The 20,577-nt window shown below is 69.7% G+C and carries 22 protein-coding genes; 8 read left to right on the forward strand and 14 right to left on the reverse strand.

Features of this window, described 5'->3' with window-relative positions:
- Positions 1 to 38: 38 nt before the first annotated feature.
- The 6 genes from AC07PZ_RS03680 to AC07PZ_RS03705 all read right to left on the reverse strand — a co-directional run bounded on the left by AC07PZ_RS03680 (position 39) and on the right by AC07PZ_RS03705 (position 4,516).
- Positions 39 to 971 (reverse strand): family 2A encapsulin nanocompartment shell protein, encoded by a 933-nt coding sequence (locus AC07PZ_RS03680; protein WP_495293650.1) that lies wholly within the window; start codon positions 969 to 971, stop codon positions 39 to 41.
- 64 nt (positions 972 to 1,035) lie between these two features.
- Entirely contained in the window at positions 1,036 to 1,305 is a 270-nt protein-coding gene (locus tag AC07PZ_RS03685) for a helix-turn-helix domain-containing protein (protein ID WP_495293651.1), read from the reverse strand.
- A complete protein-coding gene (gene epsC, locus AC07PZ_RS03690) occupies positions 1,302 to 2,234 on the reverse strand; it encodes a serine O-acetyltransferase EpsC (RefSeq protein ID WP_495293652.1) in 933 nt (310 codons plus the stop codon). The genes AC07PZ_RS03685 and epsC overlap by 4 nt, the downstream gene beginning before the upstream one ends.
- A gap of 69 nt (positions 2,235 to 2,303) precedes the next feature.
- Positions 2,304 to 2,780: a rhodanese-like domain-containing protein gene (locus AC07PZ_RS03695; RefSeq protein ID WP_495293653.1), complete on the reverse strand. Its 477-nt coding sequence runs from the start codon at positions 2,778 to 2,780 to the stop codon at positions 2,304 to 2,306.
- A 119-nt stretch (positions 2,781 to 2,899) separates the two neighbouring features.
- Complete coding sequence (locus AC07PZ_RS03700) at positions 2,900 to 4,252, reverse strand: LLM class flavin-dependent oxidoreductase (protein WP_495293654.1); 1,353 nt, start codon at positions 4,250 to 4,252, stop codon at positions 2,900 to 2,902.
- 12 nt (positions 4,253 to 4,264) lie between these two features.
- The gene (locus AC07PZ_RS03705; RefSeq protein WP_495293655.1) at positions 4,265 to 4,516 is read right to left on the reverse strand and encodes a hypothetical protein; all 252 of its coding nucleotides are present in this window, start codon (positions 4,514 to 4,516) and stop codon (positions 4,265 to 4,267) included.
- Positions 4,517 to 4,908: 392 nt separating this feature from the next.
- Between AC07PZ_RS03705 and AC07PZ_RS03710 the strand changes: the two genes are divergently transcribed.
- From AC07PZ_RS03710 to AC07PZ_RS03735, 6 genes are read left to right on the forward strand one after another with little or no spacing between them, the layout of a single operon-like run.
- Entirely contained in the window at positions 4,909 to 5,283 is a 375-nt protein-coding gene (locus tag AC07PZ_RS03710) for a DUF1330 domain-containing protein (protein ID WP_495293656.1), read from the forward strand.
- Positions 5,283 to 6,746, forward strand: a complete 1,464-nt coding sequence (locus tag AC07PZ_RS03715) for an amidase family protein (protein WP_495293657.1) — start codon at positions 5,283 to 5,285, stop codon at positions 6,744 to 6,746. The genes AC07PZ_RS03710 and AC07PZ_RS03715 overlap by 1 nt, the downstream gene beginning before the upstream one ends.
- Positions 6,743 to 7,597, forward strand: coding sequence for an ABC transporter ATP-binding protein (locus tag AC07PZ_RS03720; protein ID WP_495293658.1), 855 nt, complete (start codon positions 6,743 to 6,745; stop codon positions 7,595 to 7,597). The genes AC07PZ_RS03715 and AC07PZ_RS03720 overlap by 4 nt, the downstream gene beginning before the upstream one ends.
- Positions 7,594 to 8,385 (forward strand): ABC transporter permease, encoded by a 792-nt coding sequence (locus AC07PZ_RS03725; protein ID WP_495293659.1) that lies wholly within the window; start codon positions 7,594 to 7,596, stop codon positions 8,383 to 8,385. The genes AC07PZ_RS03720 and AC07PZ_RS03725 overlap by 4 nt, the downstream gene beginning before the upstream one ends.
- An 8-nt stretch (positions 8,386 to 8,393) precedes the next feature.
- Positions 8,394 to 9,188, forward strand: coding sequence for an ABC transporter permease (locus AC07PZ_RS03730; RefSeq protein WP_495293660.1), 795 nt, complete (start codon positions 8,394 to 8,396; stop codon positions 9,186 to 9,188).
- A 51-nt stretch (positions 9,189 to 9,239) separates the two neighbouring features.
- Positions 9,240 to 10,193, forward strand: a complete 954-nt coding sequence (locus AC07PZ_RS03735) for an ABC transporter substrate-binding protein (protein ID WP_495293661.1) — start codon at positions 9,240 to 9,242, stop codon at positions 10,191 to 10,193.
- A 34-nt stretch (positions 10,194 to 10,227) separates the two neighbouring features.
- On the opposite strand, the gene AC07PZ_RS03740 is transcribed toward AC07PZ_RS03735, so the two are convergent.
- Complete coding sequence (locus AC07PZ_RS03740; RefSeq protein WP_495293662.1) at positions 10,228 to 10,686, reverse strand: winged helix-turn-helix transcriptional regulator; 459 nt, start codon at positions 10,684 to 10,686, stop codon at positions 10,228 to 10,230.
- A gap of 97 nt (positions 10,687 to 10,783) precedes the next feature.
- On the opposite strand from AC07PZ_RS03740, the gene AC07PZ_RS03745 reads away from it, so the two are divergent.
- A complete protein-coding gene (locus AC07PZ_RS03745) occupies positions 10,784 to 12,007 on the forward strand; it encodes an MFS transporter (protein ID WP_495293663.1) in 1,224 nt (407 codons plus the stop codon).
- 40 nt (positions 12,008 to 12,047) lie between these two features.
- Here the strand turns inward: AC07PZ_RS03745 and AC07PZ_RS03750 are convergent, their stop codons facing one another.
- The 5 genes from AC07PZ_RS03750 to AC07PZ_RS03770 are packed head-to-tail and all read right to left on the reverse strand — an operon-like array spanning position 12,048 to position 17,609.
- Positions 12,048 to 13,340 (reverse strand): FAD-dependent oxidoreductase, encoded by a 1,293-nt coding sequence (locus tag AC07PZ_RS03750; RefSeq protein ID WP_495293664.1) that lies wholly within the window; start codon positions 13,338 to 13,340, stop codon positions 12,048 to 12,050.
- Complete coding sequence (locus AC07PZ_RS03755; protein WP_495293665.1) at positions 13,337 to 14,188, reverse strand: fumarylacetoacetate hydrolase family protein; 852 nt, start codon at positions 14,186 to 14,188, stop codon at positions 13,337 to 13,339. The genes AC07PZ_RS03750 and AC07PZ_RS03755 overlap by 4 nt, the downstream gene beginning before the upstream one ends.
- The gene (locus AC07PZ_RS03760; RefSeq protein ID WP_495293666.1) at positions 14,185 to 15,792 is read right to left on the reverse strand and encodes a bifunctional 3-(3-hydroxy-phenyl)propionate/3-hydroxycinnamic acid hydroxylase; all 1,608 of its coding nucleotides are present in this window, start codon (positions 15,790 to 15,792) and stop codon (positions 14,185 to 14,187) included. The genes AC07PZ_RS03755 and AC07PZ_RS03760 overlap by 4 nt, the downstream gene beginning before the upstream one ends.
- Positions 15,793 to 15,795: 3 nt before the next feature.
- Positions 15,796 to 16,650 (reverse strand): VOC family protein, encoded by an 855-nt coding sequence (locus AC07PZ_RS03765; RefSeq protein WP_495293667.1) that lies wholly within the window; start codon positions 16,648 to 16,650, stop codon positions 15,796 to 15,798.
- A complete protein-coding gene (locus AC07PZ_RS03770; protein ID WP_495293668.1) occupies positions 16,647 to 17,609 on the reverse strand; it encodes an alpha/beta fold hydrolase in 963 nt (320 codons plus the stop codon). The genes AC07PZ_RS03765 and AC07PZ_RS03770 overlap by 4 nt, the downstream gene beginning before the upstream one ends.
- A gap of 151 nt (positions 17,610 to 17,760) precedes the next feature.
- Between AC07PZ_RS03770 and AC07PZ_RS03775 the strand changes: the two genes are divergently transcribed.
- Positions 17,761 to 18,717 carry a LysR family transcriptional regulator gene (locus AC07PZ_RS03775; RefSeq protein ID WP_495293669.1) on the forward strand — a complete coding sequence of 319 codons (957 nt, stop codon included), beginning with the start codon at positions 17,761 to 17,763 and terminating at the stop codon, positions 18,715 to 18,717.
- 36 nt (positions 18,718 to 18,753) lie between these two features.
- Here the strand turns inward: AC07PZ_RS03775 and mgrA are convergent, their stop codons facing one another.
- Together mgrA and AC07PZ_RS03785 are read right to left on the reverse strand one after the other, a co-directional pair.
- On the reverse strand, positions 18,754 to 19,797 hold the full coding sequence (gene mgrA, locus AC07PZ_RS03780; protein ID WP_495293670.1) for an L-glyceraldehyde 3-phosphate reductase: 1,044 nt from the start codon (positions 19,795 to 19,797) through the stop codon (positions 18,754 to 18,756).
- A 205-nt stretch (positions 19,798 to 20,002) separates the two neighbouring features.
- Positions 20,003 to 20,491: an Lrp/AsnC family transcriptional regulator gene (locus tag AC07PZ_RS03785; RefSeq protein ID WP_495293671.1), complete on the reverse strand. Its 489-nt coding sequence runs from the start codon at positions 20,489 to 20,491 to the stop codon at positions 20,003 to 20,005.
- Between the last annotated feature and the right edge of the window lie 86 nt (positions 20,492 to 20,577).

Below are 20,577 nucleotides of genomic sequence, written 5' to 3' on the forward strand. Positions count from 1 at the left end.
CAGGCCGGGTGGAGTAAGGGTCGTGCTCACCGCGCGGCTTACTTGTAGGTATCGGGATAGTCGTGGTACTTGCCGATCTCGACGTCGTCGAGCACCGCCAGCGCGTCGGTGGTCAGCACCGCGACCGAGCAGTACAGCGAGATCAGGTACGACGCGATGGCGTGGTTGTTGATGCCCATGAAGCGCACCGACAGGCCGGGGCTCTGTTCACCCGTGAGGCCCGGCTGGAACAGGCCGACCACGCCCTGGCGCTTGTCGCCCACGCGCAGCAGCAGGATCTTGCTCTTGCCATCGGCCACGGGCACCTTGTTCGACGGGATCAGCGGAATGCCGCGCCACGTGATGAACTGGGAGCCGAACAGGCTCACGGTCGGTGGCGGCGTGCCGCGGCGCGTGGCTTCGCGGCCGAAGGCGGCGATCGCGAGCGGATGGGTCAGGAAGAAGGCGGGCTCCTTCCAGACCTTGGTCAGCAGCTCGTCGAGGTCGTCGGGCGTGGGCGCGCCGGTCAGCGGGAAGATGCGCTGCTCTTCGGTGACCTGCGACAGCAGGCCGTAGTCCGGGTTGTTGATGAGCTCGCTCTCCTGGTTTTCCTTGATCGTCTCGATCGTCAGGCGCAACTGTTCCTTGATCTGGTCGTGCGGGCTGCTGTAGAGGTCGGAGATGCGCGTGTGGACGTCGAGCACCGTGCTCACCGCGTTGAGGTTGTACTCGCGCGGATGCTCTTCGTAGTCGACCCAGGTGCGCGGGAGCTGGTTCTCTTCCTCGCGCGAGGTGCAGACCACCTTGATCGACTCGGGGTTCTTCACCTTGTTGAGCCGATAGGTGCCGGCCTCGACCGGAACCCATTGCAGCAGGTGCGTCAGCCAGCGCGGGCTGATCGTCTCGAGCTGCGGGACGCTCTTGGTGGCATTGGCTAGCTGGCGGGCGGCGTTGTCGCCGAGAGCGGTGGTACCACCGACTGTTGCGGTCATTGGAATGGACTCCGTGGTTCAAGAAAACGAATGGCCGCCAGTCTCGGGGGATTCGGGCGGCGCCTCAACGGGCTATAGCCGACAAACTGATGAGCTGGACGGCGCGCTGTTCATCGAGCTGCCGGCAGCGTGCGAGAAGCTCGGCCACGTCGACCTGCAGCGCCACGGCCAGCTTCTCGGCCGTCAGGATCGACGCGATGACGCGGCCCCGCTCGATCTCGCCCACATAGGAGCGGTCGAGATTCGAACGCTCGGCCAGCTGGCCCTGCGACCAGCCGTTCTGGGTCCGGAGCTGGCGTACTGCCACCCCGAAGCGCTCGACCAGGGCACTCACTGCGCAAGCGTCGACAGTGCTTCGACAGCGGCCGCGGCGTTCTGCAGGCCGGCCTGCGTCACGCTCGCGCCGGCCGGTACGTCGGCGGTCAGCCAGACGTTGCCGCCGATCACCGCACCCCGGCCGATGGTGACGCGGCCCAGGATCGTGGCACCGGCGTAGATCACGACCTCGTCCTCCACCACCGGATGGCGCGGCAACCCCTTCTGCAGCAGCCCGTGCGCATCGACCGGAAAGCGCTTGGCGCCGAGCGTCACGGCCTGGTACACCCGCACGCGCTGGCCGATCACCGCCGTCTCGCCGATCACGACGCCCGTGCCGTGGTCGATGAAGAACCCGCTGCCGATCTGCGCACCGGGATGGATGTCGATGCCGGTCTGCCCGTGGGCCAGCTCGGCGACGATGCGCGCGAGCAGCGGCAGCGCCAGCCGGTAGAGCTGATGCGCCAGCCGGTGGTAGATCATGGCGAGCACGCCGGGGTAGCACAGCAGCACCTCATCGACGCTGTGCGCCGCCGGATCGCCCTGGTAGGCCGCCACCACGTCGCTGTCGAGCAGGCGGCGGATCTGCGGCAGCGCGGCACCGAAGGCATGCACGGCCTCGCGCGCCTGCGCATCGACCTCCGCGGCGGGCCGCGGCGAATGGCGGCCGACGTAGTGCAGCTCCAGCCGCGCCTGCTCCAGCAGGGCGTGCAGCGCCGCATCGAGCGTGCGCGCCACATAGAAGTCCTCGCCGTCCTGGCGCAGGTCGGAAGGCCCGAGGCGCATCGGGAAAAGCGCTCCCTTGAGCTGCTCGATCACCGACGACAGCACCTCGCGCGAAGGGAATTCGCGTCCGGCCGGCTCGCGTGGCCGCTTCTGCGCATCGCGCCATTCGGCGCGCACCGTGCGCAATGCGCCGACCACCTGGTCGACATCGAATCCAGCCATGTCGCTTCTCCTCGCTATCGCTATGGGCCTTGCAGGCGCGCGCTCAGTGTTGCGGCACGCGTCCTGCGTTCAATCCTGAATCCATGGCAGCCGATGAAAACGCCATCCATCGGCAGCACCGCGGTGCTGGTCGGCATCGATCTCGCCCTCGAAACCCTCGAGCACGTTGAACACGTGGCTGAAGCCGGCCTTCGCCGCGGCCTCGGCGGCCAGCGCCGACCGCTTGCCGCTGCGGCACAGCAGCAGCACCACCGCGTCCTTGCCGCCGTCCTTGGCCAGCTTCGCTTCCAGCTCGCGAACGAAGCGTGGATTGCGCGTGAGCGCCGTGCCGGTCGCCCAGGGCACGTGCAGGCTCTCGGGCACATGGCCCACGAACTTGCGCTCCTCGCCCGAACGCACGTCGACGAGCACCGCTTCGCGCTGCTGCACCAGCTGCCACGCCACCGGCGGCGCCACGCCTCCGGCATAGGGCAGGTTCTGTTGCGCCGCAGCGGCCTGGGCCTGCTCCAGCGCTTCAGGCAATGCGAGGGTGTCGTCCGATGACATGAAAAAAGCTCCGTCGTTGAGGGGGTGTGAGTGCGTCGCCTTGATGGCGATAGACCACTTTAGGTCGGGTCCCAGCCAATACAAACGACTGAAAAGTCAATTCCTAACAACGATTCGATCTATGCACCACCCGCGCGCGCCTGCGCCGGATGGGCGGGTCGCGCGAGCCCCAGATGCTCGCGCAGCGTGCGGCCTTCGTACTCGGTGCGGAACAGGCCGCGCCGCTGCAGCTCGGGAATCACCAGCGCCACGAAGTCGCGCAGGCCGTGCGGCAGCGTCGGCGCCAGCACGTTGAAGCCGTCGGCCGCGCCGGTGGTGAACCAGTGTTCGAGCTGGTCCGCGATGGATTCGGCGGTGCCGACCAGCGTCCAGTGCCCGCGTGCGGCGGCGACCTTTTCGTAGAGCTGCCGGATCGACAGGTTGTCGCGCAGCGCCAGGCTCGCGAACAGCGCCTGCCGGCTCTTCCAGCCTTCGGTGACCGGCAGGTCCTGCGGAAACGGACCGTCGATGTCGTAGCCCGACAGGTCGGCATTGCCCAGGAAGGTCGACAGCAGGCCGACGCCGAGCACCGGGTCGATCAGCGCCTGGAGCTCGTCGAACTTGTCCTGCGCTTCCTGCTGCGTGCGGCCGACGAAGGGCGAGATGCCGGGCAGGATCTTGAGCTGGTCCGGCGTGCGGCCATGGGCGGCGAGACGCCCCTTGAGTCCCTTGTAGAAGGCACGCGCCTCCTCCACGGTCTGCTGCGCGGTGAACACCACTTCCGCCGTGGCGGCGGCCAGCGCCTGTCCGTCGCCGGACGAGCCCGCCTGCACCAGCACCGGATGCCCCTGCGGCGCGCGCGGCGTCTGGAGCGCACCGTGCACCTTGAAGTGCTCGCCTTCATGTGCGACGCGATGCAGCTTCGCCGGGTCGAAGAAGCGGTTGGCCGACTTGTCGTGGATGAAGGCGTCGTCCTCCCAGCTGTCCCAGAGACCCTTGACGATCTTCACGTATTCGTGGGCACGTGCGTAGCGGTACGCATGCCCGAACTGCTGGTCGAGCCCGAAGCTGCGCGCCTCGAAGTCGCTGCCCGAGGTCACGAGGTTCCAGCCGCTGCGCCCATGGCTGACCTGGTCGAGCGCCGCATATTTGCGCGCCAGGTGGTAGGGCGGCAGGTAGGTCGCCGAGACCGTCGCGACCAGCCCGATCCGCGTGGTCGATTGCGACAGCGCGGCCAGGGTGATCAGCGGATCGAGCGGATACCAGAGCGCGTTCTTCGCGACGGCGGCGTCGGGCGGCCCCGGCAGGCCGACGTTGTCGGCGAAGAAGATCGCGTCGAACTTCGCGTCCTCGGCGACGCGCGTCCATTCCTTGAGCGCATCGATCCGGCTCGCCGCCCCGGCATCGACGTCGGGATGGCGCCAGGCGGCCAGGTGGTGGCCGACGCCAAAGAAGAACGCACCCAGATGCATCTGCGGACGCGACGTGGTCATGGCGCGGCCCCTTCAGCGTGTGGTGTCCGGCGCGATCGCGAGATCGCCTGTCGACGCCGGATGCGCCAGCAGGCTCAGCGATTTCGGCCGCGGCTCCTGCGGCCGCGCGGACGCCTGCCTGTCGTCGCTGGACGTGATCACGAGAAAGCAGAGGATCAGCGCGACGGCGCATCCCGCCAGGACGCCGAGCGCCAGGCGTTCGAGGACACGGTCGAACGCGAAGGCGTCGACATCGACAAGGAGGTGTTCGGTGGTGACGGGCATCATGGGTGAGTCAGGAAACGATTCGGGGCGCATCGGTGCAAGGAAGCCGGTGTCTCAAAAAAAACGGACCCGCGAGGGTCCGTTGAACGTCGTCACCACCGACGCGGTTTCACTTCCTTCAACTCAAGTTCACTTCGCCTCCGAAGAAGCGCTTTCAGAATAGTGGCCTGCACGCGGATCACAAAGAACGATCCCGACTATGCATAGACGTTTCGTGGTGCCACGCGCTGGCCACGATCGGCGACCCGCGACGTCCGGCTATTGCGATTCTTGATACGGCCAATTTGCCTGGCGGTTTGACCCTCATCACCGCCCACCGGACACTGAAGTTCTCCTGCAGACCGGCTGCCGCCCACCGGCGTCATCCGATGCAACCACTTCAAGGAACCGTGATGACTGCATATTTCGTGATCGAGCTCGATGTCGAGGACGGCCCCAGCCTGGCCGAGTACGAAAGGGAGGTCACCGAGCACGTGGTGGCCGCCGGCGGCCGCTTTCTCGTGCGCGGCAATGACTTCCGGCCGATCGAAGGCGACTGGCACCCGAAGCGACTGATCATCATCGAGTTCCCCGACCTCGATGCCGTGGAGCGCTACTACCACTCCGAGCCGAACCAGACCCTCAAGCGCAAGCGCCTGGCCGGCACGGCCGGCAAGCCGGCCCGCGCGATCGCGATCCAGGGCATCGCCGGCCATGCGGAAGCAAGCGCCGGCCACGGTCCGCGCGAGATCGGGGTCGACGCCAGCGGCGCAGTGGTCTGGGGCTGATGAACCACGCCCTGTCACTGACCGACGTGCTCGCCGCGCTGCGCGACGGCAGCCTGCGCGCGGAAGACTATGCCGCCGCATTGCTGGCGCGCCAGCGCAGCCATGCCGGACTGCGCGCCTTCGTCAGCATCGACGCCGACGCCGTGATGGCCGCCGCGCGCCAGGCCGATGCCGCCCGTGCGGCGGGCCGGCCGCTCGGCCGCCTGCACGGCGCGCCGCTCGCGCTCAAGGACAACATCGCGAGCCAGGGCCTGCCCACGGCCGCCGGCACCGCTGCCCTGGCAGGCGCGCACGGCATGCGCAATGCCGGCGTGGTCGAACGGCTCTGCGCCGAAGGCGCGATCGTGTTCGGGAAGAACACCATGCACGAACTCGCCATGGGCTGGACCAGCGACAACGGCCACTTCGGCCGTCCGGCCAACCCGTATGCACCGGCCCGCATCGCGGGTGGCAGCAGCGGAGGCAGCGCCGCCGCGGTCGCGGCCATGCTCGTGCCGGCGGCGATCGGCAGCGACACCAACGGGTCGGTGCGCATCCCGTCCGCGCTGTGCGGCATCGTCGGCTTCCGGCCTTCGGTCGGCCGCTATCCCAGCGAAGGCGTGGTCCCGCTGTCGCACACGCTCGACACGGTCGGCCCGATGGCGCGTCGCGTGGCCGACCTGGCCCTGCTCGACGCGGTGATGGCCGGGCAGCCGGCCGACGCGCCGATGACGAACCTGGACGGCGTGCGCCTGGCGGTCTCGCCGAGCTACTACCTGTCGCAGCTGACGCCCGAGGTCGCCGAAGCCTTCGAGGCCGCACGGCAACGGCTCACCCGCTGCGGCGTGACCTGGGTCGAAGCCGATCTGCCCGAACTGCGGGAGCTGGCGGACGGCATCGCGCCGGCCCTCATCGGGCATGAGTCCGCCTCGGCGCTGCCCGACTGGCTGGCCGCCCGCGCACCGGGCGTGTCCATGGACCAGTTGATCGCCCGGGCCGGACGCGATCTGGTCCACGCGCTGCAGGCCGGCCAGCAAGGCCTCGGCTCCGAGGCGACACGGCTGTCCTACCACCAGGCGCTTCGCCGCCGCACGGCACTCAGCGACGCCATGCACCGCTACTTCGTGCAGCACCGCGTGCTGGCGCTGATGCATCCCGTGACGCGCGTGGCGGCCCCGCTGGCAGCGAGTGCGGCCGAGCGCGCATCGCCGGCGCCCGACGTCGCGCTGCCGGACGGCCGCCGAATGAGCGCGCGCGAGGCCTTCGGGCAGAACGTCTCGCCGGCCAGCATCGCGGCACTGCCGAGCCTGGTGCTGCGCGGCGGCCTGACGCCGGCGGGCCTGCCGGTCGGGCTCGCCTTCGATGCGCCGCACGGCAGCGACGCACGGCTGCTCGCACTCGGGCACGCGCTCGAACGCGCCCTCGCACCAGCGCAGTCCGCCATGCCACCACCCTTCGATCTTTCCGTGCAGGCCACGCCATGAAGAATTCACAACTGAGCGCCGTGCATCTGGCCCGGCATGCGCCGCCCGCCACGCGCGGCGAAGCCGGCAGCCTCGACGGCGTGCGCCTGTCGCACGTCACGCGACGTTTCGGCGATGGCGACGACGGCCTGCTCGCACTCGGCGACATCGATCTCGAAGTGCGCGCCGGCGAGTTCCTCGCCATCCTCGGGCCCTCCGGTTGCGGCAAGTCCACGTTGCTGCAGATCGCTGCCGGCCTGATGCCGCCGACCAGCGGCGAGGTGCTGTTTCGCGGCCGGCCGGTGGACGGGCCGCCCGAAGGCATGGTCTATCTGTTCCAGCAGTACGCCAAGTCGCTGTTGCCATGGCGGACGGTCGCGCGCAACGTCGCGCTGGCCTTCGAGGGCGAACCCGGGCTGACGCGCGCCCAGGTGCGCGCCCGTGCGTCCGAGTACCTCGGCCTGGTCGGGCTGGCCGGCTTCGAGGACCGTTATCCGTGGCAGTTGTCGGGCGGCATGCAGCAGCGCGTGGCGATCGCACGTGCGCTGGCTGCGAACCCCCGGGTGCTGCTGCTCGACGAGCCCTTCAGCGCGGTCGACGCGCTCACCCGTGTCGAACTGCAGGCGCTGGTGCTCGACCTGTGGGCCAGGCGCGGCCTGACGGTGGTGCTCGTGACGCACGACGTGGACGAGGCGGTGTTCCTGTCCGACCGCATCGCGATCCTCTCGAGGCGCCCGACCGTGGTCGAGGAGATCGTCGAGACGGCCATTCCCCATCCGCGCGACCCGATCGCGACGCGCGAGCATCCGCGCTTCCTGGCGTTGCGCCATGCGTTGATGGAACGGCTGCTGAACCGGGGGACGCCGTCATGACCACGGCCCGACATCCGGCGTGGACGGCCTCGCCATGGACGCACTGGCTGCCCGGCGCGGCGGCCGTGCTGCTGACGCTCTCGCTGTGGGAGGGACTCGGGCGCGCGGGCGTGCTCGACCCGGCGCTGCTGCCCGGTCCGTCGGTGGTGTTCGCAACGCTGTGGCAGATCGTGCGAAGCGAGCCCTTCTTGCACCCGATCGGGCAGACGCTCGGGCTCGTGGCCTGGGGCTATGCGATCGGCAGCGTCGGCGGTGTCGCGGTCGGCATGGCCATGGGCCGCAGCGACACGCTCTACCGCCTGCTGGAGCCACTGGTCGAACTGGTGCGGCCGATCCCCAAGCCGGCCCTGATTCCGCCCTTGTTCCTGTTTCTCGGCATCGGCCTGAAGACGATGCTCTTCATCGTCGCACTGGCCGTGTTCTTCCCGGTGCTCATCAACACCGTGCAGGGTGTGCGCGGTGTCGATCCGGTGCTGCTGAACACGGCCCGTACGTTTCGCATGTCGACCGCGGCGACCCTGTGGAAGATCGTGCTGCCCGCCGCGCTCCCGATGGTGACGACGGGCCTGCGCGTGAGCCTCGGCCTCGCGCTGACGCTGGTCGTCGTGGCGGAAATGCTCGCCGGCGAGGACGGCGTGGGCTTCCTGATCCTCGACATGCAGCGCGCCTTCCAGATCCAGAAGATGTACGCCTGGCTGGTGGTGCTCGCCGTGCTCGGGCTGCTGCTGAACGCGCTGTTCGAGCGCATCGAACGGCGCGCCTTGCCCTGGCGCGCGCACCAATCGTGAGGACCGCCATGCAGACATCTCCAACGCCCGGCCGGCCCGACGCCGTGCAACATGCGCTTCGAACCGCCGCGGGCGTGCTGCTCGTGCTGATGCTGCTTGCGCTGTGGGAAGCCTCGGCCCGGCTCGGCTGGGTCGGGAGCCGCAACTGGCCGCCCTTCTCGCATGTGCTGCTCGCGCTGCGGGACGGCCTGCGCTCCGGCGAGTTTCCGGCGCTGGTCGGCAACACCGTCGGCTTCATGCTGGCGGGCTTCGCCGCAGGCAGCGTGGCCGGCGTGGCACTGGGACTGGCGTCCGGGCTGTCGCCGCTGCTGCAGCGCTTCTGCAGCCCGATCGTCGAAACGCTCAGGCCCATACCGATCTCGGCCGTGGTTCCGCCGCTGATCCTGTTCCTCGGCGTGGGCAATGCCCTGAAGGTCTTCATCGTCGCCTTCAGCAGCTTCTTCCCGGTGCTCATCAACACGATGGCCGGCGTTCGCGACGGCAGCGGCGTGCTGCGGCAGACCGCACGCACGTTGCGGCTGTCGCGTGCCGCCACGCTGTGGAAGATCGTCCTGCCCGGCACGCTGCCGGCGATCTTCGCCGGCCTGCGCACGAGCCTGGGCATCGCGCTGGTGGTGGCCATCATTGCCGAGATGGTGGCGGGCGCCAGCGGCGTCGGCTACTTCATCGTGCAGGCGCAGTACGCCATGCAGCCGGCACCCATGTACGCGGCGGTCGTCTGCCTCTCGGTGGTCGGGTATGCGCTCAACCGCGCGATCCTGCACATCGAACGCATGGCGCTGCCCTGGTACGGCCGGGCCTGAGGCCGCGGCGGCGCTTTCTTCCGTTCCACAACCCTTCCTTCGGAGTTCCCCATGAAACACGCCTTCAAGGCCGTGGTGGCCGCCTGCGCGCTGCTGTCCGCCACCCTGCCCCATGCCGCCGAGCTGACGCGCCTGCGCGTCAACGTGCAGACCATCATCGATTGCGTTCCGGTGGTGGTCGCCATCCGCGAAGGCTACTTCGCGCAGGAGGGCCTGGAGGTCGACACCAGCACCTCGGCCGGCGGCGCGGTCGGCATACCCGGACTGATCGGCGGCGCCTACGACATCGCGCAGAGCAACACGGTGTCGGGGCTGCTCGCCTTCAACCAGGGGCTGGACGTCCAGGCCATCGCGCCCGGCGCCAAGATGGTTCCGCAGGCGCCGACCAGCGAGATGGTCGGCCGCAAGGGAGACGCCTACAAGACGGCCGCCGACCTCGAAGGCAAGTCGATCGGCGTGAACAGCCGCAACGGCATCGTCTGGCTGTATGCGCGCGCCTGGGTCAAGGCACGCGGCGGCGATCCGTCGAAGGTGAGCTTCCGCGAAGTGCCGTTTCCGCAGATGGAGGACGCGGTGAGGCGCCGCAACGTCGACGCCGCCTTCATGGTCGAGCCCTTCAAGAGCGCCGCGGTGAAGAGCGCCGACCTCGCCGTCGTCGGCACGCCCTTCAACGAGGTGCAGCCGGGTGCGGATGCCGGCCAGTACCTGACGACGGGCAAGTTCGCGGCGCAGAACCCCGAGCTGCTGCGCAGGTTCACGCGGGCGCTGCGACGCGGCATCGATTGGTACAACGCCAACCTCAAGACGCCGGCCGCCCAGCAGGTGGTGTCGGACTTCACGAAGCTGCCGGTGTCGGTGCTGCAGGAGATCACGCTGCCGCCCATGCCGACCCGCATCGAGATCGATCAGATCCGGAAGACGGCGGCGCTGATGCGCGACAACGGCATGCTCGCCATGGTGCCCGATGTCGACCGCTTCGTGAACCGCTCGCTCGCGCTGGACTGAGACCCGGGGCCGCCATTCGACGAGCGGCCCGGCCTCACGCCTTGGCGGCGTCGACCTTGCGGACGATGGTCGAGTCGGCAGACAGCGTGCGGCCGTCCGCGGTGCGAACCTCGAGCCTGGCCAGTCGCTGGCCGCTCTCGCGTTCGACCAGGCGCGAGTGCTTCTCTCCGCGGCGGAAGAGATGGCCCTCGCCCCACTGGCGCAAGCCGACCACCACAGGGAACAGTTCGCGTCCCCGCGCCGTCAGCACGTACGCCTGATAGGCCGAGCCGTCCGAAGCCGGCTGCACCGCGAGCACGTCGGCCTCCACCAGCGCCTTCAGCCGGCTCGCCAGGATGTTGCGCGCGACATCGAGGCTCTTCTGGAAATCCCCGAAGCGCGTGATGCCGTCGAAGGCATCCCTCACGATGAGCAGCGACCAGCGGTCGCCGATGACATCGAGCGCACGTGCCACCGGGCAAGTCGACGCATTCATACGCTTTCGTTCGGCCATCGCGATCACTCCTTCAGCGGCGGGTCTTCCGCACATCGGTTGCATTTTAAAACTTCATCGCATAAGCTGAAAGTAGTTTCAATTTAAAACCTCAAGAATGACCGAACCCACGACGAGCCAGCCGCGAATGCCGCGCGGCCTGGTGGCGCTCTTTGCCGGCGCAAGCGGGATGAGCGTCGCGAACGTCTATCTCGCGCAACCGCTGCTGGACGGGCTGGCGAAGGACTTCGGCGTGTCGCACGCGGCGATCGGCTGGGTGATGACCGCGACGCAGGCCGGCTCGCTGCTGGCCCTGCTGCTGCTCGTGCCGCTGGGCGATCAGCATGACCGGCGCCGGCTGGTGCGGCTGCAGATCGTGGCGCTCGTGCTGGCGCTGTGCAGCGTCGCGACGGCGCACGCCACCTGGCGCCTGATGGCGGGCATGCTGGCCGTCGGCCTGATGGGCACGACCCTGACGCAGGGGCTGATCGCCTACGCCGCCAGCGCCGCGGCGCCTTTCGAGCGGGGCCGCGTGGTCGGTGCCGCGCAAGGCGGCGTCGTGGTGGGGCTGCTGCTGGCCCGCGCATGGGCCGGCGCAGTGGCCGACCTGGTGGGGTGGCGTGGCGTCTACGGCGCGTCGGCCGTCCTCATGCTCCTGCTGGCCGCGCTGATCTGGAAGCGCCTGCCCGCGCAGCCCGTGCCCACCTCGCGCATGCCCTACCCGCGCCTGGTGGCGTCGGGGCTCGTTCTGCTGTGGCACGACCGAACGCTCCGGTGGCGCGGCCTCCTGGCCATGCTGATGTTCGCCGTGCTCGCCATCTTCTGGACGGCGCTGGTGCTGCCGCTGAGCGCGCCACCGTTCTCGATGTCCCACGCGGCGATCGGTGCGCTGGGCATCCTGGGTGCCGCCGGCGCGCTGGTCGCGGGGCTGGCCGGGCGCTGGGCCGACCGCGGATGGGCCCAGCGCACCAGCGCGGGCGCGCTGGTGCTGATGCTGGCGGCGTGGGTTCCGATCTCGCTGATGTCGGATTCGCTGGGATGGCTGATGGTCGGCATCGTGCTGCTCGACGTGGGCGGCCAGGCCTTGCACGTCACCAGCCAGGCCCTGATCTTCCGGGGATCGCCGCAGGCGCACAGCCGGCTGGTCGGCAGCTACATGCTGTTCTACGCGATCGGCAGTGGCGGCGGCGCGCTGGCTTCGACGGCGGTCTTCGCCCACGCGGGGTGGCGCGGGGTCTGCGTGCTGGGCGCAGGCGTGAGCCTGGCGGCGCTTGCCGTCTGGCTCGCGAGCGTGCTGCGCGCGCCTCGCAGCTTGGCCCATGAACTTCCGACGGCGCCGTAGGCAGGACGCCTGCGCCCGTTCCGCAACCTGGCCGTCGCGTTCAGCCCTGCGGCGCAGGGTCCCGGCGGTCCGTGTTGTCCGCCACCATCGACTGCACCTTCGCGATGTCCAGCGCGTGCAGGTCGTCGCCGCCCACGCGCGCCGCGGCCGCTGCGGCAGCGCCCATCGCCATGCAGGGGCCGATGACGCGCACCGCGCCGAGCGCGAACGGCTCCGCATCGATGCAGCGGCCGGCCGCCATCAGGTTGCGCAGGTCGCGCGAGATCATGGCGCCCATCGGAATCCAGGTGATGTGGCCGTCGTCGAAGGTCTCCCAGTACACGCCCTGTGCGCTGCCGTGGAACTCGATCGGCCAGGCGCACCGGCCGATCGCGTCGGCGGGCCGGCGGCCCGCGCGCACCTCGGCCGTCGTGAGCGTGCGCAGGGCCGCCATGCCGCGGGTCTGGCGCACGCCGGGCTGGCCGATCGACTGGATGCGCGCCGCTGCGAAGGCTTCCGGGAATTCACCGCGCAGAAAGGCCATGACCCGATCGATGTCGGCGCGTGCCTGCAGCGCCACGCGTGACATCGCCATCGCATCCAGCGGCGTCTCGAAGTGCGTGAGGTTCACCAGGCACAGGTCGCGGCCCGGAAACTCGAACACGAAGCCGTCGCGCCGCACCAGCGCATAGCGATCGCCGACCTCTTCGAGCCGCGCGATCACGGCGGCGCGCGCGGGCACGGCCGGCCCGAGCCGCGTGATCGAGAACATGCTCGTGCCGTACACCGGCACGTCGGGCTGCTGCAGCGTCGCGCCCGCGAGGCTGGCCAGCATGGCGTCGCCGCTGGCATCGATGAAGGTCGTGGCCGAGACCGACAGCACGCCGTAGCGGGTTTGCAGCGTGATGCGCCGCAACCGATCGCCAACGCGCTCGGCGCTCGCCAGCAGCGCGCCGAGCACGACCGTGACGCCGGCCTGCTGCAGGTGCCGGGCATAGCTGCCAGCGAGTTCGAGCTCGTCGTACAGGCCCACCAGGCTGCGGCGGCCCGGGCGCCAGGCCAACGCGTTCGCGGCCTTCAGGTCGGCGATGACGTCGCCGGCAAAGCCGTAGCTGAGCTGGCAGGGGCTGTCGCCCGCGGAGAAGAAGCCGCACAGCGTCCCGATCAGGCCATTGACGGACTGGCCGCCGATCTGCGCCTGCCCGTCGACCAGCGCGACCTTCAGCCCCAGCCGCCCCGCCTCGACCGCCGCCGACACGCCGGCCGCACCGCCACCGACCACGCACAGGTCGACCTCGATGTGCCGACCGGCCACCACGGACGGCCGCGTCTCGACACGGCGCGGCTCTTTCACGCGGCCTCCTTCTCGCAACGGTTGCGCAGCAGTCCGACATGGCCGATCTCGACCTCGACCTCGTCGCCATCGGCCAGCCAGAGCGGTGGCTTGCGCTTGGCGCCGACGCCGCCGGGCGTGCCGGTCACGATCACGTCGCCGGGCTGCAGCGTCATGAAGGTCGACACATAGGCCACGAGCCGCGGCACGGGGAAGATCATCTGGTCGGTGCGCGCCTGCTGCACGGTGCGCCCGTTGACACGCGTCTCGACGCTCAGGACCCGGTCGTCGGGCAGTTCGTCGGGCGTGACCAGCGCCGGGCCGAAGGCACCGGTGCGCGGAAAGTTCTTGCCCGGGCCGAACTGATGGGTGTGGCTCTGCCAGTCGCGCACGCTGCCGTCGTTGAAGCAGGCGACGCCGGCAATGTGCGACCAGGCGTCGGCCTCGGCGATGCGCCGGCCCGCCTTGCCGATGACCAGCGCCAGTTCGCCTTCGTAGTCGAACTGCGTCGATTCCCTGGGGATCAGCAGCGGTGCACCGTGCGCCTGCAGCGACTCGGCGATGCGCAGGAACACCGTCGGATGCGCGGCCACGGGTCGCGCCGTTTCGGCCCGGTGTTCTTCGTAGTTCAGTCCGATGCACACCAGCGTGCCCGGGTCCGGCAGCAGTGGCAGCAGCACCACGTCGTCCAGCCGCAGGTCGGCGCTCGCGTGCTGCCAGCGTGCGGCACGGGCGAGTTCGCCGGCGGCGATCAGGCTCTTCAGGCTGGGCCATTCGGGCGCCAGATGCCGGCCCAGGTCGACCACGCCGCCGGGCACTTCGAGGCCATAGGACGGACGGCCGCCGGATGTGTAGCTCAGGAATCTCATGAGGGACTTTCAAGAAGGAGGGAAAGCGGTTCGTTCGGTACCGGCGACAGGCCGCCCGCCGGCACCACGCGGCACCAGTAGCGATCGGGACGCAGCACCAGCGCGTCGGCCCCGAGCGCATGCAGGAAGCCGTCGAGCGCGCCGCTGCCGTCGCGCGCCTGCAGGACGGCTTCGTCATGCCGCAACGGCAGGAAGTCGTCCTGCGCGCGGATCAACGCGATGACCCGCAAGGGCACGCCGGGCGGCGCGAGCAGCCGCGCCTGGGCGCGGAATGCCGGCGAGTCCCAGCCCAGCACGGCAAAGCCGTCGCCGAGCAGCGCGTCGAGCCTGCACACCGAACGGTCGGGCCGGTCCACCATCGGCTGCGGCAGCAGTTCGGGCCGGCTTGCGCGATGCCGGGGCGGCTCGAACCAGCCGGCCTGCAGGCGCGGCCGTGGCTTGAAGCGCAGCTGCAGCACGTAGTCGCGCAGCGGCGGCAACATGCAGGCCAGGCGCAGCGCGGCCTGCATCAGCGCCGCGCTCGCCCGGCTCTTGGGCTGCATGAATGCGCCGATGCGCAAGGCCATCCGGATCAGCGCCTGCGCATGCGGCCGGCGCTCCGCCTCGTAGCTGTCGAGCAGGGCCGCATCGAAGCCCCAGCGTGTGACCGCCGCCAGCTTCCAGCCCAGGTTGGCCGCGTCGCGCAGGCCGCTGTTGAGCCCTTGCCCCGCGAACGGCGGCGTGAGATGCGCGGCGTCGCCGGCCAGCAGCACCGGCCCCTGTCGCCAGCGCTCGGCGACCCGCGCATGGAACACATAGACGGCCTTGCGCACCAGCGGCAGCACCGCGTCCTCGGGATGGCGCGCGGCCATCCATGCGCGGAAGCGCGATTCGTCCAGCGCGAAGTCGTCGTCCTCCCCCGGATGCAGCATGAACTCGTAGCGCAGCGCGCCGTGCGGCCCCGGCAGGCGGATCGCCGGACGCAAGGGGTCGCAGAAGGTCTGGGTGTGGCGCAGCGGCAAGCTGCGCTGCGCGAGGTCGACGATCAGCCAGCGCTCCGCGTAGGTGCTGCCTTCGAGCGCAATGCCGCACAGCTCACGCACCCGGCTGCGGCCGCCGTCGCAGGCGACCAGCCAGCGCGCGTCGATCCGGACCTGCCCCGCCGACGTCCGCACGTCGGCGGACACGCCGGCCTCGTGCGTGTGCAGCTGCACGAGCTCGTGGCCGAACAGCAGGTCGACCGTCGGGAAACGGCCGAGCCCTTCGGCCAGCGTTTGCTCCAGCAGAGGCTGCATGAAGGCATTGCGCTTGGCATAGCCGAACTCCTGGCGCGTCGGCTGGATGCTCGCGAACGGCTTGCCTCGCCACGAGAAATACTGGACGCCGTAACCCGGCACCAGGTCGCGCGCCACGGCGTCGGCCAGCCCGACGGACTGCAGCGTGCGCAGGCTCTCGTCGTCCAGCGTCACGGCGCGCGGTTCGCGCACGGTGCCGTCGTGCTGTTCGATCACGGCCGTCCGCACGCCATGCTGTCCGAGCAGGTTCGCCAGCAGCAGGCCGACCGGCCCGGCGCCGACGATCAGCACATCGGCCGTTCGCACGGCCGGAGAAGGATTCGCCTGCACCGCTCAGCTCCGCATGATCGCCATGCCCCACCGATTCAGCGTGCTCTGGCGATGCGGCCACACACCGGCCGGGCGTTCGTCCGGGCAGACCTCGAGATCGCAGGAGATCTCCGCGAGGTTGCCGTCGGGGTCCGCGACCATGAAGAAGGTGTCGTTGCCCGGCCCGTGCCGCCCGACGCCCCACACCAGCGGCACGTCGCTGCGGGCCATGTGGTCGGCCCAGTCGCGCAGATGCAGCCAGTCGCGCGTCTCGCATGAGAAGTGGTCGAAGCGGGGCGCGGGCGCGTGGAAGATCGCCAGCGCATGGTGCTCGGGGTCGGTGCGCAGGAAGGCCGCACGCAGCACGCCCTGGTCGTCGCGCACGAAGTCGGAGGCGACGAAGCCCAACCGATCGACATAGAAGCGGACCAGTGCTTCGGGGTCGGGCGTCCGGACCGCGTAGTGCTGCAGCCGCGCGGCGGTACGCCCCCCGGCCGCGCCACCCGTGGACGCAGGCGTCGACGCGGATTCCGGCACGGCAGGCGCGGCGCAGAAGCGCACCAGCCGCCCTTCCGGATCGGTGACGGTGAGCAGCGCCGCCTGCGCATCGGCGCCGTCGAACCGGGCGATGGCCTGCCCTTCGAAGCGCGCCGCATAGGCCTGCAACGCCGCCGCATCCGCGAACCGGAACTGGCTCGCATGCAGGCGATTCGCCTCGCCTCGCCGCCATTGCAGGCGACGCTCGGGTCCATGGCAGCGGACGTGTTCGGCAGAGACGACCTCCACGTCGCACTGCAGCGCATGGCCGTAGAACTGCGCGGCGCGCAAGGGTTCGGGCGTGCAGAGTTCGAGTGCGTCGAGTACGGCATGGAGCGTCATGGCTGGCGGCTCCGGCGTGGCGCCGACGCGATGGCCAGCAGCTGGTCGACCAGCCGATCGGGCGCGGTCACGAAGGGCGAATGGCCCGTCGCGAGCGTGTGGACCTGCGTCGGGTTGTGCGGCGCAAGCGCGTCCGCATCGGCGATGAAGCGGCGAGCGAGCGCGACGGGCACCGCCTGGTCGCGCTCGCAGACGATGTAGTGGCGATCGATCGCACCCCAGCGTGCCGCCGTCAGTGCGATCGGCGTGACCATGGGCTGCAGCGGCATGTCCGGCGTCATCAGATGGGCCGCCGCTTCGAAGTCCCTGTCGCCGGCATCGTTGTAGAAGGCCTGCTTCAGCAAGGCGCGGTAGGCCGGGTCGGCCCGGCGCGGGTCGATGCGGAAGGCACCGATCGCGAACGGGTCGCCCACGAACGCCGCATTCATCGACGCGCTCGCGGCCTCCGGCAGCGCGAAGTACGCGCCCGCGGGCTGGCCCGCGCCGGGCATGTGGGCCGCCAGGTAGACCATCGCCTGGACCTTGTCCGGCGCACGTTCGCCGACGGCGCCGAGCACGATGCCGCCCATGCTGTGCCCCACGAGCACCACGTGCGCATGGCCCGCGGCACGCAGGCTGTCGATGGTGGCGATCACGCTGTCGGCGTAGTCGTCCAGGCCGAGGCCGGCGATGGGCGAACGTGCGGTGGCCGGATCCGGCTTGGCGGTGCCGGCTGCTTCCGGTGCCGGCAGGCGCGCGTCGAGCCCATGGCCCGGCAGGTCGCGCGCCACGGCCGCGTGGCCGGCCGCCACCAGCCCGGGCAGCACCCGCTCGAAGCTCCAGGCCCCGTGCCAGCCGCCATGGACGAGCACGAAGGCGACCGGCGCATGGCTGCGGCCGTGGCTTGCAGAAAGGCCGCCTGCGCCGGCCAAGGCGACGGCGGCGGTCTTGAGTAGATGTCTTTTGTGGATGTCGGGCATGGTGTGTGTCTCTTCGGGATCGAGTGTTCGCCGAGCCCGGCACAGCGTCAAACCGTGCGTCCGATTGCCTGAATTGCGTTTCTCAATAGACGTGCACGGTTCGTGCATGCTTCGGGTGAAATCCAACGACCCACCCGCACGGATCACACCCATGTCCAAGATGGATCTCGAATGGCTGAGCGTCTTCGACCGGATGTTCGAGACGCACAGCGTCTCGCGCGCCGCCGAACAGCTCGGCATTGCCCAGGCCACGGCCAGCATCGCGCTCGGCAAGCTGCGCGTGCACTTCGGCGACAAGCTGTTCACGCGCACGCCCGCCGGCATGCTCCCGACGGCCTTCGCGAGCGACATCCGCCCGTCGATCCGGCAGGTGCTCGACATCCTCGCCCACGCGCAGGGCGAGCGCGTCGCCTTCGATCCGCTCACGTCGCAACGCACCTTTCGCCTCGGCGTGACGGACATCCGGCAGATCGTTCTGCTGCCCCGGCTGGTCAACCGGCTCAAGCGGATCGCGCCCGGCGTGCGCATCGAGGCGGAGTCGATCTCCGCCGACAGCCCGCGGCTGATGGAAGAGGGCCGGCTGGAGCTCGCCGTCGGCTACATGCCGCAGCTCGACGCCGGCTTCTTCCAGCGCACGCTGCTCGACGAGGGCTTTGTCTGCCTGGTGGCGCGTGCGCATCCGCGCATCCGGCAGCGCATGACATCGGCCGCCTTCATGGCGGAAGCACATCTGCAGGTCACGATGTCCGGCACCGGGCCATCGATCGTGGAGCGGACCCTCGCCGAGATGAAGCTCCGGCCGGCCGTCGGCCTCCGGGTGCCCAGCTTCCTGGGCGTCGCGCGGATCGTCGCGCAGACCGAACTCATCGTGGTGGTGCCGCGCAGCCTGGGCGAGGCGTTCGCGGCAACGGACGACGTCAAGGTGCTGGCGTCGCCGATCGTCTTTCCGCCCTACTCCGTGCGCCTGCACTGGCATGAACGCCAGCATGCCGATGCGGGCAACGTCTGGCTGCGCCAAGTCGTCGCGGATCTCTTCGTGGCGGACCGGCGCCAGCGCGAGCCCGGCGTTGCGCCGGTGCGCGGCGCGCGCGTCAGGAAGGCGGGTTGAGCGCTGCGGCCGACATCACCGATCGGACCGATCGCGTCATCCGGCGTAGTCGGTCGACGGCTTCTCCCACAGGTTGACGCCGCCCTCGACCGCGTGGGTGTCGATCTCGCGCAATTCTTCGGCGCTCAGCGGCGCATGCGCCAGGGCGGCCACGTTGTCGCGGATCTGCTCGGGCCGGCTCGCACCGATGAGCGCCGAGGTGACGCGCGGATCGCGCAGCGTCCAGCTCAGCGCCAGTTGCGCGAGGCTCTGGCCGCGTCGCCGGGCGATCGCCTGCAACGCACGCGCCCGCGAGAGGTTGGCCTCGGACAGGTGCGCCGGCTTGAGCGAGGCGCCGCCGGGCCGGTTGACGCGGGCGTCGGCCGGCACGCCGTCGAGGTACTTGTCGGTCAGCAGCCCCTGCGCCAGCGGCGTGAACGCGATCACGCCCGCGCCGAGCTCGGCCGTGGTGTCGAGCAGGTCCTTCTCGACCCAGCGGTTGAAGAGGTTGTAGGCCGGCTGATGGATCAGCAGCGGCACCCGCCATTCGCGCAGCAGCGCGGCGATCTCGCGCGTCTTGCCTGCGGAGTAGGAGGAAATGCCGACGTACAACGCCTTGCCCTGCTGCACGGCCTGCGCCAGCGCCGAAGCGGTTTCTTCCAGCGGCGTGTGCGGGTCGAAGCGGTGCGAATAGAAGATGTCGACGTGGTCGGTGCCGAGCCGGCGCAAGCTCTGGTCGAGGCTCGCCAGCACATGCTTGCGCGAACCGCCGCCCTGGCCGTAAGGGCCCGGCCACATGTCCCAGCCGGCCTTGGTGGAGATGATCAATTCGTCCCGATGCGCGGCGAAGTCCTCGCGCAGCAGGCGTCCGAAATTGATCTCGGCGCTGCCGTAAGGCGGCCCGTAGTTGTTGGCCAGGTCGAAGTGATTGATGCCGAGGTCGAAGGCGGTGCGCAGCAGCGCCCGTTGCGTCTCGATCGGCGTGCTGTCACCGAAGTTGTGCCAGAGCCCGAGCGAGATCGCAGGAAGCACGAGGCCGCTGCGACCGACACGGCGATAGGGATGGTTCTGGTAGCGGTCTTCGGCGGCGCGGTAGGTCACTGGCAATGCTCGACAAGTGAAAACCGCGGAGTCTGGCCGCGCGTCCGCATGCGCCGCAAGGCATGTTTTCGAGGAAGCTTATGCGGCGTGGCGTCTCAGGTGCCGGCTCGAGCGAAAGTCAGAAGGTCGGCATCGACCACCGGGTCTCCGCTTTTCCGGAGAGCGCCTTGCAGACATCGCTTCCGCGTGAGTCTCGCCCGATCGATCAACTCCCGATATGGGCGAGCGGCAGGCGACGCGCCGCCTTGACGGTTCGCAACGCGAAGCTGGTCTGCAGCGCGCTCACGCCGGGCAGGCCGCCCAGGCGGTCCAACATCACGGACGCGTAGTGGTCGAGCGTGGGTGTGACCACCTCGAGCAGGAAGTCGAACTGCCCCGACAGCACATGGCAGGTCACGATCTCGTCGATCGCATCCACGCTGGTCAGGAACAGCTCCGTCGCCTTGGGCCCGTGTTCGGCGATGTTGATGAATACGAAGGCGGTCACGCCCAGGCCCAGTTGCCTGCGGTCGAGCTCTGCGCGATAGAACGCGATCACGCCCTCGTCCTCCAGCCTCTTGACGCGCCGCAGGCAAGGCGTGGGCGACAGGGCGACGCGCTCCGCCAGTTCCACATTCGTCAGCCGGCCCTGCTGCTGCAGCAGCGACAGGATTCTCAGGTCGATGCGATCCAGCCAGGAGGCCGCAGGCTTCATCAGAAAAGCTCCATCAAGTCTAAGAATGTTGGCATATAGCTCCACCAATCAGACCATCGATGGTGATTTTTGGCAGAAATAGCTCC

It is taken from the genome of Variovorax sp. GW821-FHT10B04, from assembly GCF_059415645.1.

Bases quoted from the DNA above. Each gene is read 5' to 3' on its own strand.
- AC07PZ_RS03725 (WP_495293659.1), top strand. From the start codon at position 7,594: ATGACCACGGCCCGACATCCGGCGTGGACGGCCTCGCCATGGACGCAC.
- AC07PZ_RS03770 (WP_495293668.1), bottom strand. From the start codon at position 17,609: ATGCCCGACATCCACAAAAGACATCTACTCAAGACCGCCGCCGTCGCC.
- AC07PZ_RS03745 (WP_495293663.1), top strand. From the start codon at position 10,784: ATGACCGAACCCACGACGAGCCAGCCGCGAATGCCGCGCGGCCTGGTG.
- AC07PZ_RS03705 (WP_495293655.1), bottom strand. From the start codon at position 4,516: ATGCCCGTCACCACCGAACACCTCCTTGTCGATGTCGACGCCTTCGCG.
- AC07PZ_RS03700 (WP_495293654.1), bottom strand. From the start codon at position 4,252: ATGACCACGTCGCGTCCGCAGATGCATCTGGGTGCGTTCTTCTTTGGC.
- AC07PZ_RS03710 (WP_495293656.1), top strand. From the start codon at position 4,909: ATGACTGCATATTTCGTGATCGAGCTCGATGTCGAGGACGGCCCCAGC.
- AC07PZ_RS03765 (WP_495293667.1), bottom strand. From the start codon at position 16,650: ATGACGCTCCATGCCGTACTCGACGCACTCGAACTCTGCACGCCCGAA.
- AC07PZ_RS03785 (WP_495293671.1), bottom strand. From the start codon at position 20,491: ATGAAGCCTGCGGCCTCCTGGCTGGATCGCATCGACCTGAGAATCCTG.
- AC07PZ_RS03755 (WP_495293665.1), bottom strand. From the start codon at position 14,188: ATGAGATTCCTGAGCTACACATCCGGCGGCCGTCCGTCCTATGGCCTC.
- AC07PZ_RS03720 (WP_495293658.1), top strand. From the start codon at position 6,743: ATGAAGAATTCACAACTGAGCGCCGTGCATCTGGCCCGGCATGCGCCG.
- epsC (WP_495293652.1), bottom strand. From the start codon at position 2,234: ATGGCTGGATTCGATGTCGACCAGGTGGTCGGCGCATTGCGCACGGTG.
- AC07PZ_RS03695 (WP_495293653.1), bottom strand. From the start codon at position 2,780: ATGTCATCGGACGACACCCTCGCATTGCCTGAAGCGCTGGAGCAGGCC.
- AC07PZ_RS03735 (WP_495293661.1), top strand. From the start codon at position 9,240: ATGAAACACGCCTTCAAGGCCGTGGTGGCCGCCTGCGCGCTGCTGTCC.
- AC07PZ_RS03730 (WP_495293660.1), top strand. From the start codon at position 8,394: ATGCAGACATCTCCAACGCCCGGCCGGCCCGACGCCGTGCAACATGCG.
- AC07PZ_RS03740 (WP_495293662.1), bottom strand. From the start codon at position 10,686: ATGGCCGAACGAAAGCGTATGAATGCGTCGACTTGCCCGGTGGCACGT.
- AC07PZ_RS03715 (WP_495293657.1), top strand. From the start codon at position 5,283: ATGAACCACGCCCTGTCACTGACCGACGTGCTCGCCGCGCTGCGCGAC.
- AC07PZ_RS03775 (WP_495293669.1), top strand. From the start codon at position 17,761: ATGTCCAAGATGGATCTCGAATGGCTGAGCGTCTTCGACCGGATGTTC.
- AC07PZ_RS03680 (WP_495293650.1), bottom strand. From the start codon at position 971: ATGACCGCAACAGTCGGTGGTACCACCGCTCTCGGCGACAACGCCGCC.